Here is a 20,640-nt window from a genome sequence, read left to right as displayed (position 1 = left end):
AAGGCGGCGATACCGGGTGCGGCGCCGCCACGGGGCTACTTCAAAGCAATAGATGTAAACCGGCGGCTCAGATAGATCCGCAGCGGCCGGTTTACATGGAGAGGGGTTCAACCGCAGTGGATATCCGCATCCGTGTTGGACGCAATACGGATGTCGTGGACGGTCAGGTCAAGGGCACCGGCGGTGCGCACATAGAAAGGTGACAGCACCATATCCATCTTCGCGCCGCGCTGGGCCAGGCACTGCAGATCCACCGCTACCGTTTTCCATTCACCCGGTGCCGCCGCTTTCAGCAGCTCGGTAATGGACTGCTCGGCGCCGCAGTCAGTGCCGCAATTCATACCCAGGGTCACCACATCACTGGGCACCGCATCCACTTTCACGTCGAATACCAGCGCCCCCTGGTTGCCCAGGTAGCCAGACAGATCCGTGCGGCTGTTGGCAAAGAAGCCGGCCATCGCATTGCCCTCGCCGCTCCACTGCAGGCGACGGCTGTCTTCCTGCACCTTGCGATCCACGGACTGCACCTGAATGCCCTGTAGCTTGGCCACGCTGCTGGCGATCACCGCGTGGTTATTGCCAGCGTCGAATACCTGCAGGCTCCACGGATCCAGTGCGCGACCGTTGAACACCGCCAGCGCCTCGCTGGCATCGGACTGCTGCAGGCCGCTCTCTTCCGAAAGCTCGGCCAGCTGTACGCCGCTCTGGTAGGTCAGGCCATAGCCGTACTGGAACTGTGCCAGTTCTTCGTTCTGGCCGCGGTTGCGCAGCTCAGGGCGCGCATCGTTCGGCCAGGAGAAGGTCAGCTTGCCCTTGAAGTCGTGGTTCACGGCACCGTCGGCATCGCGGAACAGCACGTCGGCCACACCGGCACCCTCGGTGCCCGGCTGCCAGATCACCACAAAGGCATCGGAGGCGTTGATTTCCGGGTTCACCCACAGCGGGCGACCGGTGATAAACAGGGCCACCACCGGGATGTCCTGCTCGCGCAGGCGCTGCAGCAGCGCCAGGTCGGCGTCGCCGTTGTAGTCCAGGTTGGAAACGTCACCCTGCATTTCCGCGTAGGGGTCTTCACCGAACACCACGATGGCCACGTCCGGCTTCTGCTCGAAGCTGCCATCGACAGAAAGCTCCGCCGTGCCGCCCGCCGCGTCCACGACTTCCGCAATACCACCGAATACGGAGGTGGCGCCGGGGAAGTCCGCGTTCTCGTTGCCGGTACCCTGCCAGGTGATGCTCCAGCCACCGGCTTGCTTGCCGATATTGTCGGCGCCGTCACCGGCCACCAGTACGCGCTGGTTGCGGGCCAGCGGCAGCAGGCCGTCGTTGTTCTTGAGCATCACCAGAGACTCGCGCACCGCCTGGCGGGCGATGGCGCGGTGTGCCGGGGCACCGATCAGGGACTCGTCTGCAGCAAAAGCGCGCTCGGAAGGCGCACCGGCGTCAAACAAACCTGCGCGCATTTTCACCCGCAGGATACGGCGCACCGCATCGTCGAGGCGCTCGGCAGAAAGCGCACCGCTCTTGGCGTCTTCCACGGTGTTCGCGTACAGCTCTTTCCAGCTGGGATCCGGTGCCATGAACATATCCAGGCCGGCGTTGATCGCCTGCGGGCAGCGCACATTGGTACATCCGTTCACAAACTGGTGGCCGGCCCAGTCGCCGATCACAAAGCCGTCGAAGCCGAGGCGGTTCTTCAGTACGTCGGTCAGCAGGTATTTGTGGCCGTGCATCTTCTCGCCGTTCCAGCTGCTGAAGGAGGCCATCACCGTCTGTACACCGGCTTCGATCGCGGAGAAGTAGCCCTGGGCGTGGAGGCGCACCAGTTCTTCTTCACTCATCTGCGCGTCGCCGCGGTCGATGCCGCCGCTGGTGCCGCCGTCGGCGAGGAAATGTTTCGCCGTGCCCACTACATGCCGGTCGCCCAGCAGCTCATCGCTGCCGATACCACCCTGCAGGCCTTCCACCAGCTCGCCGGCATAGCTGCGCACGAGCTCCGGATCTTCGGAATAGGATTCGTAGCTGCGGCCCCAGCGGTCATCGCGGGTTACCGCCAGCGTCGGTGCGAACACCCAGTCGATGCCGGTTGCAGACACTTCCGCGGCGGTAATCGCGCCGATCTGGCGCATCAGCTGCGGATTGTGGGTGGCACCCAGGGCGATGTTGTGCGGGAACAGGGTCGCGCCGATCACGTTGTTGTGGCCGTGCACCGCGTCGGTACCCCAGATCATCGGGATCGCCACGCCGCCGTCACTGGTGTCCATGGAGGCGTTGTAATAGGCATCCGCCAGCGCCACCCAGTCCGCTACGGTTGCGTGCTTGTTGTCGTTCGGGAAGGCGCCGCCACCGTTGAGGATGGAGCCTACGTGGTAGTTCTTCACATCTTCCGGGGTCGCACTGCGGATCTCGACCTGCATCAGCTGGCCGACTTTTTCCTCCAGGGACATCCTGGCCAGGAGTTCGTCGATGCGCGCTTCCATCGCCGGGTCTTTGGCGATACCGCTGGTCAGTTGCGGCCAGTCTGCATTCAGATGTGCCGTCGGGGATTCGTGACCGGAACCTTCAGTCGTGTTTTTTTCGCTGCAACCGGCGATCCCACCACCGGCGATCAGGCCGGAGATAACCCCCAGCAGAATTCGCTTCTTCATCACCGCAACACTCCACTTATTCTTGTGAATGAACCAGCACCACAGGTTCTGTAATTTCAGATTTATCAGGATCCTTTGTACGCAATGGGACATGAACCTTCGTCCCACTTTGAACCTGCGGCTCAAAATGGTGCAAACCACCTTGCCACCCTGCCGATCCGGGAAAGTGGGAGTCCTTCAGCCGCATTTTTGGCCACCAATCAGGTAAAGCGGTTCCCCCAGATGCAGTCCCGGCAGATAAAAAAAGACCTGCGACTGCAGGCCTGGATGAGCGACCGACTGAAGATCCCACTTCACAGTTCACGTACGGACACCGTGGCGGCACCACTACCGGGTATAGCTTTGTGAGACACGCCGTAAACCCATCCATGGGGGCTCGGCTGCGGCCGTCCTGGCCGCAGACGGTCTCACAAAGCTATACCCGGTAGAGGCACCTTCACGACGAGTTCAGCTCATCGAACAACATCACCTGACGTTCAAGATTTGAGACTCACCGCCGGGCAATGCTCTCGCAGAAACTCGTCGTGACTCGGCAGGGTCGCCACCATATCCGCAATCGCGGTACGGCCGCTTTCCATCGCCTGGCGAATGGTCGCCAACGGCATGTTTTCGATGCGCGGGTCGCACTGGCGCGGGCGCACGCCCATGCCCTCGAATACCGAATACCAACTGGGGCTGTGGAACAGCTCGTCGATACCCTCGCGCAGTACACCGTGGCCCTGGAACAGGGCGATGCGCTCGCGCAGGCTCTGCGGAATTTCCGCATCCTGCCACCAGCGCCAGAAGTCGGTGTCGTCGCGCGCGGTCAGGCAGTAGTGCAGCACGATGAAATCCCGGATTTCTTCGTGATCCAGGCGCATGCGGCGGTTGTATTCGGCCGCCAGCGACACATCGCAGTCCTTGCCCGGGAAGAAGCGCAGGAAGAAATCCAGCCCGCGGGTCACCAGGTGGATGGCGGTGCTCTCCAGCGGCTCGATAAAGCCGGAGGCGAGCCCCAGCGACAGACAGTTGTTCTTCCACAGCTCGTCGCGAATGCCGGTGCGGAACGGAATTACCATCGGATCCATCAGCGGCTTGCCGTCCACCGCCTGTAACAGCCGCGCCTTGGCGTCCTCGTCACTGATAAACCGGGAGTCGTAGACATAGCCGTTGCCGGTGCGGTGCTGCAGCGGAATCCGCCAGCGCCAGCCGGCGTCTTCCGCGGCGGCGCGGGTGAACGGGGTGGTATCGCCGGTGTTCTCGGTCTGCACGGTGACCGCGCGATCACAGGGCAGGTACTGCTTCCAGTCCTCAAAGCCGACCCCAAGATGCTTTTCGATCAGCAGCGCGCGGAAGCCGGTGCAGTCGATAAAGAAATCGGCCTCGACCTCGCGACCGTCCTGCAGGTGCAGGCGCTCGATAAAGCCGTCAGTGCGGCTTTTCACTTCGCTGACGATTCCCTCGACCCGCTGGACACCGCGCGCCTCGGCATACTTGCGCAGGTAGCGGCCGGCCAGCTTGGCATCCAGGTGCAATGCATAGGCACCGCCACCAATGGGGGTTTTCTGGGCTTTCTGTGGCAGGAAGAATTTCCCCTCCCGCGCCATCACCGAACAGGGGGCGTAATCCTGTAGCGGTGTATCGTCGCCGTTCTGCTGCGCCCACAACCAGCCCTGGTAAAACTCATGCATCCCCAGGCGCTGGCCGATCACGCCGAACGGGTGGAAATACTTCTCGCCCTTGGTGTGCCAGTCATCGAAGCTGATACCGAGCTTGAAACTGGCCTGGGTCTCGCGGATAAACTCGCGCTCATCGATACCCAGTCCGCGCAGCAGGCCCACAAAGGGGGGAATGGTGGATTCACCGACGCCGATGGTGCCGATCTCTTCCGACTCCACCAGAGTGATTTCCACCAGCTCGCGCTGGAACTGGTTGGCCAGCACCGCCGCGGCAATCCAGCCGGTGGAGCCGCCGCCGACAATGGCGATTTTGCGGATCCGGTTGTCTGCACTGTTCATGTGGATGACTCCTGTTGTGCGCCCAGCACGTAGCGGGCGAGAAATTCGTCGTGATCTGGCGCCTCGGTCACCGCCGCGCGCACGCTCTGCTGCATGGACTCCAGGCTGGAACGCAACGCCGGATCCGGGATCCGGTCTGCGGCCAGATCCCAGTGCTCAGGCAGGTAGTCGAAACCGGAAAACAGCGCCAGCCAGCTCGCCGGCTGGAACATTTCCCAGCGGTAGCGTTTCACGTAACCGCGCGCCTTAAACAGCTCGATCTTGCTGCGCAGGGTCTCCGGCACATCGCCCCGCAGCCACATGGCGCGGCACTCGCGCCAGAAATCGCTGTCGTCGCGGCCGTTGAGCGCGTAGTGCAGGATGATGAAATCCCGTACGCGTTCGTATTCGAGCCGCGTCTGCTGATTGAATTCGTCCACGATCACCGGCTCGATGCCACGGCTCGGGAACAGCTGCTTGATCCGTTCGATGCCGGTTTCGATCAGCGCAATGGAAGTACTTTCCAGCGGCTCGAGGAACCCGGCAGCCAGCCCCAGCGCGATCACGTTGCCGTTCCAGGCGCGCTTGCGGATACCGGGCTGGAAGCGGATCAGGCGCGGCTCGGCCAGCGCACGCTCGCCGAGGGATTCGGCAAACTCCGCCTGCGCCTGCGCGTCCGGCAGGAAGCGGCTGGCGAATACCCGGCCGTTGCCATCGCGCTCCTGCAGCGGAATGTTCCACTGCCAGCCCGCACCGTGTGCGTCGACCCGGGTGTACGGATTGGCCCTGCCGCTGCGCGCACTGGGCGCGACCCAGGCCGCATCGCACAGCAACCACTGGCCCCAGTCTTCGAAGCCGGTTTCCAGCGCACCTTCAATCAGCAGGCCGCGAAACCCGGAGCAGTCGATAAACAGGTCTCCGTCCACGGTGTCGCCGCCGCGCAGGTGCAGGGTCTGTACCAGGCCGTCATCGGTTTTCTGCACCCGCTCTATCGTGCCCTGAATATGGCGGACGCCGCCCTGTAGTGCGTGCTGCCGCAACAGCTCGGCGAAGCGCCCGGCATCCAGGTGCAGCGCCCAGTCGTACACGCTGAGGGTGGACGCAGGCTTCGGCGCGGGCGGGGAAAACTTGCCGGCGAGCGCCAGCTGCGCGCCGAGTGAAAAATCGCTGAGCTCTCCGGCGAGGCCGGCGCTTTTGGCTTTCAGCCAGTACTGCAGGAAATCCACCCCGTTGAGGGACTGCCCGAACACGCTGAAGGGGTGAAAGAAGCTGTGATTCGGTGCCTTCCAGTGGTTGAACTGGATACCGAGTTTGCAGGTGGCGCCAATCGCCTGCATCACCGGGAGATCCCGCAGGCCCAGCTGCTGGTAAAAGCGGCGGATGGTGGGCGTGGTGGCCTCACCGACGCCGATGGTGCCGATCTCCGGGGACTCCACCACAGCAATCGACAGCGGGGTGCCGCTGAAGTGGTGCTGCAGGCTCGCCGCCGCCATCCAGCCCGCGGTGCCGCCACCGACGATCACCAGCCGCCGGATATTCTGTTCGCTTGTCAAAGCTCTCGTCATGCTACATCGCCCTGCCCCCATCGGGAGCTTTGTGTGCGTTGCACTGTATTTCTATTGTTATTGCGATCGATTACAAAAAAATTCCGAACCATTGCCGCTACCGGCAACGAACATCACACCTTTGCCGTCCCCACAGACAACAAAGGCCCGAGGTTACCCCCGGGCCCTGTTGCTTTACATCCTGTGAAAAATGCAAATAGGTCGCATGCCTTAGAAGCGCGCGCGAACACCCAGGGAGTAACGGGGTTCGAACTCGTTCTGCGACAGGTACTGTTTGCCAGCGCCGGAGAAGTCGATGTAGTAGTCCTCGATTTCGCCGGTGATGTTGGAACCGTTCAGGTACACAGTCACATCGTCCATTACGTCGTAGCTGATCTGCGCGTCGACGTAGTTGGTGGGCTTCTGGTACGCCTGGAAGCCGGTGCCACCGATGTTCTCGGAGATCAGTCGGTCGCTGCGGTAGTTGTAGGCAATACGCGCCTGCAGACGATCCGCCTGGTACCAGGTTACGAAGTTGAACTGGTGTTCACTGTTGTCGTTGAACGGCAGTTTCTTGCCCTTGGCATCCAGCTTGTCCTGGGTGCTCGGGGAGTAGGTGTAGTTGGCGTCGATACCGAAGTTGCTGATGAAACCGTCGGTGAAGTCACCAAACGCGACCTTGGAACCCAGCTCCACACCGTGGATACGGCCGCCGTCGCCCTGGATCGGGCCAGATACCGGCACTTCGCGGCGCACTACGCCGTCGAGGTCGGCAAACGCGCGCTTCTCACCTTCACCGGTGACTACGAAGCTCTCGATGTCGACGTTGAACACAGCCAGGTTCACCATGGAGCCTTCGCCGAAGTAGTACTCAACGGCCGCATCCAGGTTGGTCGCGCGCCACGGATCCAGGTACGGGTTACCACCGGATTCAGCACTGGTCACACAGCGAGTGTTGAGTTCCGGACAGTCGGAGGTGTTCACCTTCAGGCCGCCACCGTAGTTACCCAGGTCCAGCGGGGTCATGGTCTTGCTCGCCGCGAAACGCACCAGCAGGTCTTCGCGCGCCTCGACGATCAGGTTCAGAGACGGCAGTACGTCGGTGTAATCGTTCTTGGCGAAGTAATCGCCATCATCGATGTTGGTATCACCGTAGTTCTTGATCGCGCCGGTGATGTTCTGCTTCACATCAATCTCGGTCTGGATCACGCGCACGCCGAAGTCACCGCGCACGATGCCTTTCTCGAAGCCCGCATTCAAGGTGAAGCTGTCTTCCACGAAGCCGACGTCGTAGCTCTGGCCCGGAACGATCACACGGTAGGCGTCGCCGAACACTTTCTTCTGGAACGCCACCACGTTGTCGAAGTCGCGCGGATCGATGGCCCAGACGCCCGGCATGCCGGAAGTCACGGAACCGTAATCGTTCACCCAGATCACGTTGTTGTATTCGTTGAGCTTGGTCGGGCGGTTTACGGTGTAACCCTGGAACTCGCCGTTCACCAGTTCACCGGCCTGACACTGGTCCTGGTTCATGACCACGTCGATGGCTTTCCACTGGGCTTCACAGCCCGCCGGATCGCTCGCGCCGTTGCCGCCGTAGAAGCGGGAGAACAGGTGGAACTGCTCGATGCTTACTTCGCGGTCGCTGCGGCGCAGGCCCATATCAACGCGGTTTACGAAACCGAACACCGGCTCGTCGAAGTCGTAGGTACCCTTGGCGGAGAACACATCCATAGACGCGTCGGACTCGTTGTTGCCCTCGGAAGAGAAAGCGGCAACGGCGTAGCTGTCCACGTTGGCCATGTAATCACGCAGGGTTGCGCCATCACCCAGGCCACCGCTGATCGGGGTGTCAAAACCGCCCCACACCGGGTGGTTGCCAGCGATGTTGTAGGTCAGCTGCGGCGCTTCGCCGTAACCTTCCGGGTTCGGGTCGATGAAACGACCGCCTTCTTCACCGGCTTCACCAACGTAACGGCTCTCGTCGTACATGCTGGCGATTTCTTCCGGGTAGAACGGCAGGATTTCTTTCGGGGTGCCCGGACGCCAGCTGGACAGGTCGCCCTGGGCCTGGCCGTTCATGGACAGGCGGTTGGCTTCGCTGTGGATGGCGCGCAGGCCACCGCGGAAGTTGCCGCCGTTGTCGTAGTTCAGCTCCAGGTTAATGTTCTTGGAGTCGGAGGTAGTGGCGCGGTTTACGGTGAAGGAGTTCACCCACAGCGCGTTGACCGCGTACTCGTCGACGTCCACCCAGTCCTGGCCGTTGTTGCCGTCAAAACCGGTATCGGTGAATTCGGTCGGGGTCAGCCAGTCGAGGGTCTGCCAGCGGTTGGACACGTTCAGGCCCACTTTGCGGTCGTACTCTTCCAGCTCGGTGTAGAAACCTTCGGCTACCATGCTGAAGCCGTTACCCAGATCCGCTTCGAATGCCAGGTTCAGACCGGTGCGCTCGCGCTCAACCACGCGGTTGAAGCTGTCGAAGCCGTGCGGCGCGCTGTAGTTAATGCCGCTGCCGCCCCAGTCGTTGTTGCCGAACACACCACCGGAGTAACCGGCGTAGTTGTTGGCCAGGTTGGCTTCGCTCTGGCTGGCAGACACCATCACACCGACGGTGTCATTGCGCCAGCTCACCAGGCCGTTCAGGCCGGGGTCGGTTTCGCCGGTGATATCACCCTGGGCCGCTTCGGCAGCGAAAGAGGAGGTGAAGCCTTCATCGAACTTCATCGGACGCTGGGTCTTCAGGTCGATGGTGCCGGTGATACCGTTCAGGGAATTGTCGAGGTTGGTGGACTTGCTGACTGAGATGCCGCCCAGCAGCTGGGACGGGATGTCGTTCAGCTTCGGCTGTGCACCACCCAGGTTGCCGGCGGTCAGGTACTGCTCGCCGTTCAGCAGGGTCACGACCTGCGGCAGGCCGCGAATATTGGCCTGTGCACCTTCACCGGCGTCGCGCAGGATCTGCACACCGGAAATACGCTGCAGGGAGTCGACCACGGTGACATCCGGCAGCTTGCCGATATCTTCCGCGATAATACCGTCGACCATCGCAACGGTGTCACGCTTCAGGTTAACCGCGGAGTTCTGGGCACCGCGCACACCCAATACCGTCACTTCTTCGAGGCCGGCATTTTCTTCGGTCTGCGCAAGAGCGGCCGCACTGAAGCCGGCCAGCGCCGCAATTGCGGCCGCCATGGATTTTTTCTTGAATCCGGTCATCTTGTTCATGGAGTGGGTCTCCCCCATCGTCGTCACGTCATTTTTCGTTATATCGGTTCGTCAGGGGGCAAAGCTCGACCGCTAAAGGGCGACCCACTCTGACGCAAGCGTATAGTCCCGCCGCGCGCCAAAGTGAGTCGTCCCACCTTGGAAAATTACCGAAATATGGACAATCCCACCTTGAAACGCGCAAAGCGGGAAATGGGAAATCGTTTTAAATCAATAAGTTAGAGCCATCATATCGATTTGCACCAAATTGGCGCAAAAAATATATCGGGCCAGGGCGAAAGATACCGGATGCGCAAAATTCAACCAACAGGAACGTTTGACCGCAGATCCACAAAAGTCAGGCGAACCGGTTGTCGCGTCAATAATCCGGCCGGGTCGTCACCCCTTTACCGCACCGGCGGACAGGCCGGAAACCAGAAAACGCTGCAGCGCGAGAAACAGCAGCATGACCGGGATCGAGACCAGGATCGAACCCGCGGCGAAGAAGCCCCACTCGGAGGCATAGTCGCTGACAAAAAAGCGCAGCCCCACCGGCACGGTGTAGAGGGATTCATCGTCCATGAAAATGGAGGCGAGAATGAATTCGTTCCAGGCGGTCATAAACGCGAACAGCCCGGTAACCGCAATCGCCGGGCGCGCCAGTGGCAGGATGATGCGGGTGAAGATCATCCAGCGCGATGCGCCCTCAAGCAGTGCCGACTCCTCGATCTCATAAGGCAGGGTGTCGAAATAGCCCTTCAGCATCCACACGCAGAACGGCAGCGCGGTGATCGCGTACACCAGGATCAGCCCCAGCCAGGAGTTCCCCAGCCCCAGCCACTGCACCACGATCACATACAGCGGGATCAGCATCAGCACTGCCGGGAACATCTGTGAAATCAGGAACAGCATCAGCCCACGCTCGCGGCCGGCAAAGCGGAAACGGGAGAAGGCATAGGCGGCGGTGCAGCTCAGGGCCAGCCCCAGCAGGGTGGTGCTCAGCGCGACCGCGAGACTGTTGCCAAGCCAGCGGATAAACGGCTGCTCGGTAAGCACTGCGGTGAAATTGGACAGGCTCCACTGCTCCGGCAGCGGGATCAGGGCCAGCAGTTGCTGGGCGAGGCTGGCGTCTTCCGGGAGCTGTACCAGCGTCAGTGACTGCTGGCCGGAAAACGCCAGGCTTACCACCCACAACAGCGGGTACAGCACCACCAGCGCGGCGAACAGCAGCAGCGCAAAGCGCCAGCTGAACATATCCCGCAGCGCGCGCATTACCCGGCCCGCAGGCGCCAGCCCACTGGCGAGTTCCACAAGGCTGGGTACCTTGCCCGGCGGCTGTTCGCCCGCCAGCAGGCCGCTCCTACCCGAATGGTTCGGACTGTTCATCGCACCACCTCCAGCGTGCGACTCACCCGCGTCTGCCACATCGCATACGCGAACAGCAGCATCAGGATCACCACAGAATAGGCCGCCGCATAGGCGTACTGGTATTTCTCGAAGCCGATGCGGAACGCCTTGGTGATGAGGATATCGTTGGCCCCCGCCGGCGCACCGTCGCTCACCAGGTAGATCACGTTAAACATATTGAAGGTCCACACCACCGACAGGATCACCGCCGGAATCAGCACCGGCTTCAGCAGTGGCAGGGTGATGTTGCGGAACTGCAGCCAGCGCCCGGCCCCTTCCACTTCGGCGGCCTCGTACAAATCCCCGGGGATCGACTGCAGGCCTCCGAGGATCACCACCAGCATGAACGGGACGCTGAGCCACACATTGGTGACCAGACCGGTGAAGAAGCTCGCACCAATGGAATCAAACCAGGCCACCGGCGCCACGCCCAGCACCTGCAAGCCCTGGTTGATCACCCCGAACTGCGGGTGGAACATGCCCTTCCACACCAGCGCGGTTATGTAATTGGGGATCGCCCACGGCAGGATCAGAATCACGCGGAACCAGCTGCGGCCGAAGATCGGCTTGTCCAGCGCCAGTGCCAGCACCAGTGCCAGCCCCACCGACAGCACCACGTTGGCAGCGGTCCAGCACACGGTGATCAGCAGGGTCCAGTAGAAGTTGTCAAAGTCGAGACTGCGTGCCGACGCCTCGCCCTGCCACAGGTCGAAGTCGGCCAGTATCGCCACGTAGTTGTCGAACCCCACCCAGCGCGACCACAGGGGCAGATGCCCGTTGTATACCGTGGTGTCGGTAAATGACAGCAGCAGCCCGTATGCCAGCGGGAAAAGCACCAGCAGGGTCATGCCCAGCATCGCCGGCGCGATATAGAGGTAGGCAGTGCGATTTGCCTGCCAGCCCGCGGCCAGCTGCGCGTGGTAACGGCGCCACAGCAGCGATGCAATAACGACCAGCGCCACCGGGATCAACCACAGCCACAGCGGCATGGACGGCGCCGTGTCTGCGCGCTCGCGCGAGCGCTGCAGCTGCGCCAGATCCGCACTGATCTGCCGCTGCAACTGGTGCAGCTCGGCCTCCGGTGCGGCGGCCCCCTTTACGACTTTCTTGAGCGAATTCTCCAGCGGCTCCCAGATCAGGGTCATGGCCGGGAAATTGGGTATCGGCACCGCTGTATCCAGCTGCGCACGAAAAGCCATCGCCGTCGCGTTGCCCGCCACCTGCGGGTGTTCAAACGCCGCCAGGTTGGCCGGCAACTGCCCCCCCTCGATGGCCATGATTTCGGCCGAGCGGCGGCTAGTCAGGTAGGCCATCAGGTTTACGGCCGCCTGCGGGTGGCGCGACCAGGGTGACAGGAACAGCCCCTCCACCGCCGCCCAGGGCGCCAGCGGCCGGCCGCTGTCACTGTTGCGCGGCAGCGGCACGACTTTGTAGGGAATATCCGCGGCAATCTCGCCCAGCATCCACGGACCGCTGATCACCATGGCCGCACGCCGCTGGTTGAACAGGCTGGTGACCAGGGTGCTGCTGGGCTCCTCCGGCAGGATATGCGCCTGGCGCACCCAGCGGTTGAGCAGCTCCAGCGAGCGGATGTTGGCGCGGCTGTCGAGCACCAGCTGCCCGCGGGCGTCAAACGGGCCCGGGCCATAACTGTTCATCAAGGCGCCGTGAAAGAAGGGTTCGGTGTAGCTGTAGGCCAGGCCAAAGCGCCCCGCCTTGCGGTCGCTGTAGCGTTGCGCTGCCGCGACCAGGTCATCGGTGGTGCGCGGGGCCTTGGATATCAGATCCGTATTGATGATCAGCGCGGTACTTTTGAAGTTGAACGGCAGCCCGTACAGCCGGCCGTTGTAACTCATGGCCTGAAGCAGGTGGTCGGGAAAGCGCGCGCGCAGTTCGGTATCCACAAGGCTGTCTATCGGCGCCACTGTCTGCCCGGCACTGGCCCAGCCTCCGAGGCGGTCGTGGGCAAACACGAACAGATCGGGCCCCTGCCCGCGCGGCAGCGCCGCGGAGAGCTTGTCGACATAGCCACCAAAGGGCACCGCCAGGGGTTTGACCACCACCTGATCCTGGCTGCGATTGTAGGATTCCAGCAGCCGCTCAAAGGCCGCGCGCTCGGCGCCGCGGTAGCCGTGCCACACGTTCAGGGTGTCGGCGGCACTGGCGTGGCCGGCCAACAGGAGCAGCAGGGTGAGCGCAGCCAGCCAGCACAGACTTGCCAGCGAGCGACCACTTGCCAAACAACACCGGCAGTTCCGCGACATCAGCACACGGCCGCTCCCGTGCGTACGCGCGCATGGCGAACCCGCTGCTGGGTCGCCGCATCAAACAGGTACAGGGCAGCGGGATCAAAGGCCAGCGTCAGGCTCTCCCCGGGAGTGAGCAGTTGCATACCCGGCAGGCGCGCGATCATCGACTCTTTCCCAGCGCGCAGGTGCACCAGGCGCTCGGCACCGAGACTCTCCACCAGCTCGACCGCGGCGCGCAGCCGCGGCCAGTGGGCCGGCGCGTCGGCGGCGTGTACCAGCTGCTCCGGGCGCACGCCCAGGATCAGCTGGGCGGCCGCGTCTTCCAGCCCTTCCAGCGCCAGCTCGAGCATGGCACTGCGCACCCCGCTTCCGGAGTACTGCGCCGGCACCAGGTTCATCGGCGGCGAGCCCATAAAGCCCGCCACGAAGGTGTTGTCCGGGTCACTGTAAAGCTCAAGCGGGGTGCCCACCTGCATCAGCTGGCCGCGATTGAGGATGGCGATGCGGGAGCCCAGGGTCATGGCTTCGACCTGATCGTGGGTGACGTAGACGGAGGTGGTGCCGAATTCCCGGTGCAGGCGGCCGATATTGGCGCGCATCTGTACCCGCAGCTCGGCGTCCAGGTTGGACAGCGGCTCATCGAACAGGAACACCTGGGGCTCGCGCACCATGGCGCGGCCGAGGGCCACGCGCTGGCACTGGCCGCCGGACAGCTGTCCCGGCTTGCGCTGCAACAGCTCGGAAAGCCCCAGGGTCTCCGCCGCCTCGCGCACCCGGCGCTCGATACCCAGTTTGGGGGTATGGCGCACACGCAGGCCAAAGGCCATGTTCTCGAACACGGTCATGTGCGGGTAGAGGGCGTAATTCTGGAACACCATGGCGATGTCCCGGTCTTTCGGCGGCAGGTCGTTGACCAGGTGACCGCCGATATACAGCTCGCCGGCCGTTACCGACTCCAGCCCTGCGATCATGCGCAGGATGGTGGATTTGCCGCAGCCAGACGGGCCGACCAGCACCATGAACTCGCCGTCGCGAATCGTCAGATCCAGCCCGGGAACGGTAGGCAGGCTGTCGCCATAGCGCTTGATCACGCGTTTGAATTCAATACTGGCCACGGGCGCAGGTCTCTCTCATCGCGATTGGAATTGCCGGCACTGTTATTTTTAAGGCGGATTTTGCCAGCGATAACAGTGTGCCGTAACCAGAGGCCATCCGCCTCCCCCCCAGTCGAGGGGCGTAGTCGGCGTACTGGCGCAGGATTTGGACTAAAAACAGAGATATGGACAATAAATGATCAACTGCCAATTTGCAAAATGACCCGCCATTCAGGTACGCCTCTGAACCATAACGCTACTCACGTTTAGCGCTACGCCACTTTTGTCTCTCCCTGCGCCAACGCCCCCAGTGACCAGAACCTGTGTACTAGATTTAGCTCGCGCTGCCGTATCGCGCGTTTAAGAAGTCAATAAGTACGCTAAGGACACAGAGATATGCGCCTGGCTCCCCTTGCGGCATTCAGCCTGACCGCGGCGACGCTCGCCGCCTGTTCGATAACGCCCACGGCCATTGACGAAGCCACTGTCGACCAACGTGCCAGCAGTGACTGGATGACCACATTTGGCAACCAGCAGCCGGTGACCGGCCCCATTGACCTCAATGAGGCGATCGCCCGCGCCATTGCCTACAACATGGACAACCGCCTCAAGCTGATGGAAGCGGTGGTGGCCAACCGCAACCTGCGCCTAAGCCGCTGGGACATGCTCCCGGAAATCGCCGCCAGCGCCGGCTACCACCACCGCAACAAACAGCACTTTGCCAGCAGCGAGGACGTCAACGGCAACCAGTCCCTGGCCCAGTCCACCTCGCTGGACAAGACCTACAGTACCGCAGGGCTGGAGCTGTCGTGGAACGTGCTGGATTTCGGCATCAACTACCTGTCGGCCAAGCAGGCCGCCGACGGCGTGATGATTGCCATCGAGCGCCAGCGCAAGCTGATGCACAACGTGATCATGGACGTGGAATATGCATTCTGGATGGCCGCCGCCGCGCAGCGCGCCCAGAACCAGCTGCCGGGCCTGATCGAGCAGACCCGGCGCGCGCTGGAGAAATCCCGCCAGAGCGCCGAGCGCGGCCTGCGCCAGACCGAGGCGAGCCTCTCCTACCGCCGCGACCTGCTGGATCTGATGCAGCAACTGCTGGCGCTGGAAGGCGACATGCACGCGGCCAAGATGGAACTGGCTTCGCTGATGGGACTGCCTCCCGGCACTGCGTTCACCGTGAGTGCTACCCAGAGCGACATCCTGCGCAGCCCCTTCTCGGAAATGAGCATGGAGGAGCTGGAGCAATACAGCCTGCGCAATCGCCCGGAACTACTGGAGGAGGATTACCGCCAGCGCATCGCCGCCACCGAAATCCGCAAAGCGTGCCTGCAGTTACTGCCAGGGCTTGAACTGCGCACCGGCTATTTCTACGACGACAACAGCTACCTGCTCTACAACGACTGGGCTGAGAGCAGCCTGCGCCTGACCTGGGATCTGCTCGGTACCGTGATCGGCGGCCGCGACCTTGTCGGCTACGCCCGCGATACCGAACGTCTCGGCGATGTACGCCGCGCCGCCCTTACGGTCGCGGTGCTCACCCAGGTCAACCTCGCCTACAGCCACCTGCGCCGGGCGCAACTGAATCACGGTTACGCGTCCGAGCTGGCGACCATCGACACCGAAATGTCGAGCCAGTCCCGCGCCCGCTGGCAGGCCAGCCAGGGCACCGAGCTGGAAAGCATCCATGCCGCCACCCAGTCGCTACTGTCCAGCGTGCAGAAAGACGTGAGCTACGCCGACTGGCGCAGCGCCAGCAGCCGCCTGGGCAACGCGGTGGGCTTCCAGCCCGAGTTCTACATCGACTATCGCCAGCCGCTGGACGTGATCGAGCAACAGGTGGCAGACATGCGCACCCAGAGCGCGAACATGGAGCTGCTGCCCATCGGCGGCTACAACTCCGAGGGCGCCCAACAGCGCGAGGCCGAGGTTCGTGAAGACGGATCGGCCGCCGCCTACTGGTGATTGAGCGCGAGCCCATGGTCATAGCGGCCCCACCTCTTGCGGGAGGCGGGGCCGCAAACAAAGAAGTATCAGTGGTACCCAGAGATGTTAAAGATGTTTCACACGCGGCCGCTGGTCGCGTCACCCTGTTCCCACCTGCCGCGCATCGCATTTTGCCTGGCGGTAATCCTCGCCTCCGCCAGCAGCGGGGCCGCGCCGGCCGACGATACCGCACCGGCCAAACTCAACGCGCTGAGCCGTGTGCAACTTTCCAGTGAGCTGGCCGCGCGCCTGACCCAGGTGAAAGTGCGCGCCGGCGACCATTTTTCCCGCGGCGACCTGCTGGCGCGATACGACTGCACGGAACTCAAGGCGGAACTCGAAGGTGCTGAATCCCAGCGCGCCCTTGCCCGCCGGCAACTGGATGCGAACATTTCGCTCAAGCAGCTTGGCGGTAACGTCAGTGAGCTGGAAATGGTGCAGAGCGAGGCGCAGCTGACCGAAGCCACCGCCAATGCCAAGGTGTTAAAGCACCGCAACAGCTATTGCGAGCTGCGCGCGCCCTTCGACGGCTTCGTGGTGAGCCGCAGCATCGAACCCCATCAGCGGGTGGATGTGGGGGCCCCCCTGCTGGAACTCGTCGACAACCGCACCCTGGAAGTGGAAGCGATCATCCCCTCCGGCTGGCTGGCGAAGCTCTCCATCGGTGACCGCTTTGAAGTCACCATCAATGAAACCGGCCGGCGCTACGCTGCGATCCTGCAGCGGATAGTACCGGTGGTGGATCCCGTTACCCGCACGGTGCGCGTTATTGGTCATATCGAGGCCGCACCCACGGAGATAACGTCGGCCGCACTGCTGATTTCCGGCATGAGCGGCGAAGCGAGATTCTCCCTCAATGACGGCAACAAGGATTTGCTGGCCGATACAACAGACGCGACCACGACTGCAACCAGCACCGGAGCCAATTGACGTGGACGCCAGACTGCTGGAAAAACTCAATCACTTCCTGGCACTGGAGAAAAAACTGCGCAGTGCCAGCAGCGAGCTGCAGGTCGCCCAGGTCGCCACCAGCGACAGCCAGCAACTGCTCCAGTTTGACAGCTGTGTGTTTTTCAGCGGCCGCCACCTCAAGCCCCTGGCCGCCTCCAATGTCACCAGCATCGACGCCACCAGCAGCGAGATCCAGAACTGGCGCCGCTTGCTCAGCGAGCATTTCGACAGCGCCTGCCACAAGGCACCTCTGCAGCTCGAGCTTTCACTTTCCGGGAACGAAGAAAACGCGGCGAAGATTGAGCGCAAGTTTCTCGTCCTGCAGCCACTGGGTAAAAACGGCGGCGAAGGTTGCCTGGCGCTTCTGCGCGGGCGGGGTTTCTCCAACCAGGAATGCGAAGTGCTGCGCGAACTAGGCGCGGCAGTTACCCAGGCCCTGCTGGCGGTGCGTGGCGCGCGGCAGTTTTCCCTGCGCCGCTGGTGCCGTCGTCGGCCGCTCATTGTCACCGCCATCATCACCGCCATCTGCCTGATCCCGGTGCGCCAGAGCGTGCTGGCGCCTGCAACCCTGGCGGCAATTGAACCGCGCATCGTGTCGGCATTGACCGATGGGGTGGTGCGTGAAATACATATTCCGCCCAATGCGTCGGTCCAGCGGGACCAGCTGCTGTTTACCCTGGAAGATGCCGAGGTCACCGCAGAGATTGACCGGGTGCAGCAGGAAATCGCGCTGTTTCAGGAGCGCCTGCGCATGACCCGGCAATACAATTTCCAGCAGGCTTCCGCCGGACACAAACTGGCCCAGGCGGAAACCGATCTCGCCATTCGCAACCTGGATCTCGACTACCAGAAAACCCTGCTGGACAAGACCTGGGTAAAAGCACCGGCGACCGGCGTAGCCATTTATACGGATCCCGCAGAGTGGATCGGGCGGCGCATCCAGGCCGGCGAAAAAGTCATGGAAATCGTGCAGCCGGAGGCGCGCCAGATCCAGATAGACCTCCCCACCCTGGACGCCATCACCCTGCCGGAAAATGCGCGCACGGTTTTTTACGCAACTTCGGATCCACTCGCCCCCATCGAGGGCCACCTGGCCTATCACAGCCTGCTCACCACCGAGGGGGAAAACCTGCCCGCGAGCTACCGCCTGCTCGCAACCATTCAGCGGGATCAACCCCAGATCCGCATCAACACGCGCGGTCACGCACGCATTTACGGCGCTCGCGTACCCCTCATTTACTACCTGTTGCGCCGTCCACTGGCCTCCGCCCGCCGCTGGATCGGAGTGTAAATGCAGCAGGGGTAACCAGTGGTATTGGAGAGGTAAGCCGTGCAGTCAGACAGTATCAGCAACCCGGAATTCGCCGCGCAAGATGGCACTGCCGGTAACGCCGGCGCTACATGGCCACCGCTGCGCAGTGATCTGCAGTTTCACCGCACGCACGACGGTGACGGGCACAACAGCTGGATGCTGTATGACCCCCTGCGCGGCCAGTACCTGGAGCTCGGGGAGCTGGAACTACTGGTATTGCACCACTGGCATCTCGGCTCTCCGGGAAAAATCGCGGGTGCCATCGCCGCGCAGCAGGGATGTACCGTCGACGCCGAGCAAATAAAAGCGGTCGTGGATTTTGTCCGCGACAACGAACTGCTCCAGAGTGACAGCCAGCAAATTGCGCAGAAGCTCGCCGCCACTTCGCCGCACCAGCAGCGGTTGATGCAATTGCAGAAAACCCTGTTCTGGCGCCGGCCACTGTTTGTCCCGGATTTGTCCAGCCGCCTGCTGCTGCCACTGGCCCGCGCCAGCCAGCGCCACGGGTTCTATGTAATGCTGTTCGTCATCGCAGTGACCGCGGGCATTTCCGTAAACCAGCACTGGCAGGAATTTCTCGCCTACTTTGACGCGAGCTGGAATGCGGCTGGCGCCCTGCTGTTTTTTGCCTGTTACCTGGTTCTGAGCCTGTTCCACGAGCTGGGACACGCGAGTGTCGCGCGCCTGTATGGCGTGCGCGCCAATTGTGTCGGCGTCGGCCTCGTGGCACTGATGCCCATCATGTTCAGTGAAATTACCGATGCCTGGCGGCTCCCGAGAAAGGCGCGCTTACATATTTCCGCCGCGGGCGTGGTGTTCGAATTTACCCTGGGTTCGATTGCCGCACTGGCCTGGTGCCTGCTGGAAGATGGGCCGCTGCGCGCGCTGATGTTTTACCTGTTCACCACGTCGCTGGTCACGACCCTGCTGATCAATGCCAATCCGTTGATGAAATTCGACGGCTACTACCTGCTGAGCGATATCGCCCGGGAAAAGAACCTGCAGCAAAGCGCGACCAGTACGCTGCGCCACTGGGCCTGGCTGAAGTTGCTAAAGGCGCGCTCGCCCGCCAGCGACCGCCGGCAAAAACTGTTGATCCTGTTTGGCCTTGCCAGCCTGTGTTACCGGCTGTCGGTATTCGCGCTGATCAGTTATGGCGCTTACCAGCTGTTATTCAAGGCGGCCGGTGTTCTGGTGCTGATACTTTGTATCGGTTTGCTGCTGATCCTGCCCGCCGTGCGTGAAATCCTCGCATTTATTTCTTTTCTCAGGGAGCAGCAAAAAAAAGCCATGACCAATAGCGATTCCCACACCACCAGCGATGCGGCGGGCACAGAGCGCGGGCAATCCCCAGGGCGACCGGCCATAGGGTATCTGCGCATATTGAATCCGTATTGCCTCGGTGCCGGTGTACTTCTGCTGGCGCTGCTCCTGGTACCGCTGCCCTGGCCGGTGCAGTTGCCCGCCACCACCTATTTTTCACAACAGCAGAACGTCGTGGCGCCAGCCAGTGCCACCCTGGAGATACTCGAGCTGCAACCCGGCCAGGCGGTGCAGGCGGGAAGCGTGATCGCCCGCCTGCACAACCGCGAACTCGACTATCGCATCGCGCGAACCCGGGAGGAATTAAAGTTGCTGCACCGCCGACAGCGCAGCGATGGCTTTGCCGAAAGCCTCGATGCCCTCGACGGGGTGTATTTACAGGATCTGCTGAGCAAGCAGCAACTCCTGCACAAACTGGAAACCGAACAACAGCAGCTCACGGTTTTCGCCAAGGTATCGGGCACTGTGGACTGGGTGCTGCCCGGGGTGCACATCGGCCAGCACCTGGACCTGAACCAGCCATTTCTCACCATTGCCGATCAGCGCACCCTGTCTGGCCGCGCCTACGCCCGCGCGATGCAGGTTTCCCGGCTGCCCGCTGCGGAAAAAGATCAGCCCATAACCGGAAAGCTGTTCCTGGGCGGCCAGTGGCGAACGCTGGACGTGGCCGTTTCCACTATCGAACAGATTGCCTCGCGCCGCATACAGGATCCTGCATTGGCCTCGGATTACGGCGGGCCACTGCAGAACCTGCCCGATGACCGCGAGCGCAGTGCCGAGGCACTGCACCTGGTGAATTTTACGATCGACGGCGATGAAACATTTGTACCCGCCAGTGCCCAGCGTACCGGGTACCTGGTGATTTTCGGCACACCGGTCAGCCTGCTGTCACTGGTCGCCGACCGCGTTGCCGGCGTCGTCATTCGCGAGAGTGGCGTGTAGC

At 62.3% G+C, this 20,640-nt stretch carries 11 protein-coding genes; 4 read left to right on the top strand and 7 right to left on the bottom strand.

What is annotated here, in order from left to right; genetic code table 11:
• Positions 1–107: 107 nt before the first annotated feature.
• The 7 genes from ACNKU7_RS16300 to ACNKU7_RS16270 all read right to left on the bottom strand — a co-directional run bounded on the left by ACNKU7_RS16300 (position 108) and on the right by ACNKU7_RS16270 (position 14,143).
• Entirely contained in the window at positions 108–2,648 is a 2,541-nt protein-coding gene (locus ACNKU7_RS16300) for a glycoside hydrolase family 3 protein (RefSeq protein WP_418298066.1), read from the bottom strand.
• A gap of 476 nt (positions 2,649–3,124) precedes the next feature.
• A complete protein-coding gene (locus tag ACNKU7_RS16295) occupies positions 3,125–4,645 on the bottom strand; it encodes a tryptophan halogenase family protein (RefSeq protein WP_418298065.1) in 1,521 nt (506 codons plus the stop codon).
• Complete coding sequence (locus ACNKU7_RS16290) at positions 4,642–6,189, bottom strand: tryptophan halogenase family protein (protein WP_418298064.1); 1,548 nt, start codon at positions 6,187–6,189, stop codon at positions 4,642–4,644. The genes ACNKU7_RS16295 and ACNKU7_RS16290 overlap by 4 nt, the downstream gene beginning before the upstream one ends.
• 210 nt (positions 6,190–6,399) lie before the next feature.
• Positions 6,400–9,393, bottom strand: coding sequence for a TonB-dependent receptor (locus ACNKU7_RS16285; RefSeq protein ID WP_418298063.1), 2,994 nt, complete (start codon positions 9,391–9,393; stop codon positions 6,400–6,402).
• 378 nt (positions 9,394–9,771) lie between these two features.
• A complete protein-coding gene (locus ACNKU7_RS16280) occupies positions 9,772–10,758 on the bottom strand; it encodes a sugar ABC transporter permease (RefSeq protein WP_418298062.1) in 987 nt (328 codons plus the stop codon).
• Positions 10,755–13,019, bottom strand: a complete 2,265-nt coding sequence (locus ACNKU7_RS16275) for an extracellular solute-binding protein (protein ID WP_418298061.1) — start codon at positions 13,017–13,019, stop codon at positions 10,755–10,757. Before ACNKU7_RS16275 ends, ACNKU7_RS16280 begins: the two co-directional genes overlap by 4 nt.
• Positions 13,020–13,042: 23 nt before the next feature.
• Positions 13,043–14,143, bottom strand: coding sequence for an ABC transporter ATP-binding protein (locus tag ACNKU7_RS16270; RefSeq protein ID WP_418298060.1), 1,101 nt, complete (start codon positions 14,141–14,143; stop codon positions 13,043–13,045).
• Between the two features lie 375 nt (positions 14,144–14,518).
• Between ACNKU7_RS16270 and ACNKU7_RS16265 the strand changes: the two genes are divergently transcribed.
• The 4 genes from ACNKU7_RS16265 (at position 14,519) to ACNKU7_RS16250 (ending at position 20,639) form a co-directional block, all read left to right on the top strand.
• Positions 14,519–16,090, top strand: a complete 1,572-nt coding sequence (locus ACNKU7_RS16265) for a TolC family protein (RefSeq protein ID WP_418298059.1) — start codon at positions 14,519–14,521, stop codon at positions 16,088–16,090.
• A gap of 93 nt (positions 16,091–16,183) precedes the next feature.
• Positions 16,184–17,041: an efflux RND transporter periplasmic adaptor subunit gene (locus tag ACNKU7_RS16260; protein ID WP_418298058.1), complete on the top strand. Its 858-nt coding sequence runs from the start codon at positions 16,184–16,186 to the stop codon at positions 17,039–17,041.
• A gap of 1 nt (position 17,042) precedes the next feature.
• Positions 17,043–18,353 carry an efflux RND transporter periplasmic adaptor subunit gene (locus ACNKU7_RS16255; protein WP_418298057.1) on the top strand — a complete coding sequence of 437 codons (1,311 nt, stop codon included), beginning with the start codon at positions 17,043–17,045 and terminating at the stop codon, positions 18,351–18,353.
• A gap of 39 nt (positions 18,354–18,392) precedes the next feature.
• Positions 18,393–20,639: a hypothetical protein gene (locus ACNKU7_RS16250; protein WP_418298056.1), complete on the top strand. Its 2,247-nt coding sequence runs from the start codon at positions 18,393–18,395 to the stop codon at positions 20,637–20,639.
• The last annotated feature ends 1 nt before the right edge of the window (position 20,640 follow it).

This window comes from Microbulbifer weihaiensis (genome assembly GCF_048323715.1).
Taxonomy (GTDB): Bacteria; Pseudomonadota; Gammaproteobacteria; order Pseudomonadales; family Cellvibrionaceae; genus Microbulbifer.
The sequence above is the reverse complement of the archived record's forward strand: the minus strand, read 5'-3'. Positions and strand labels throughout refer to the sequence as shown.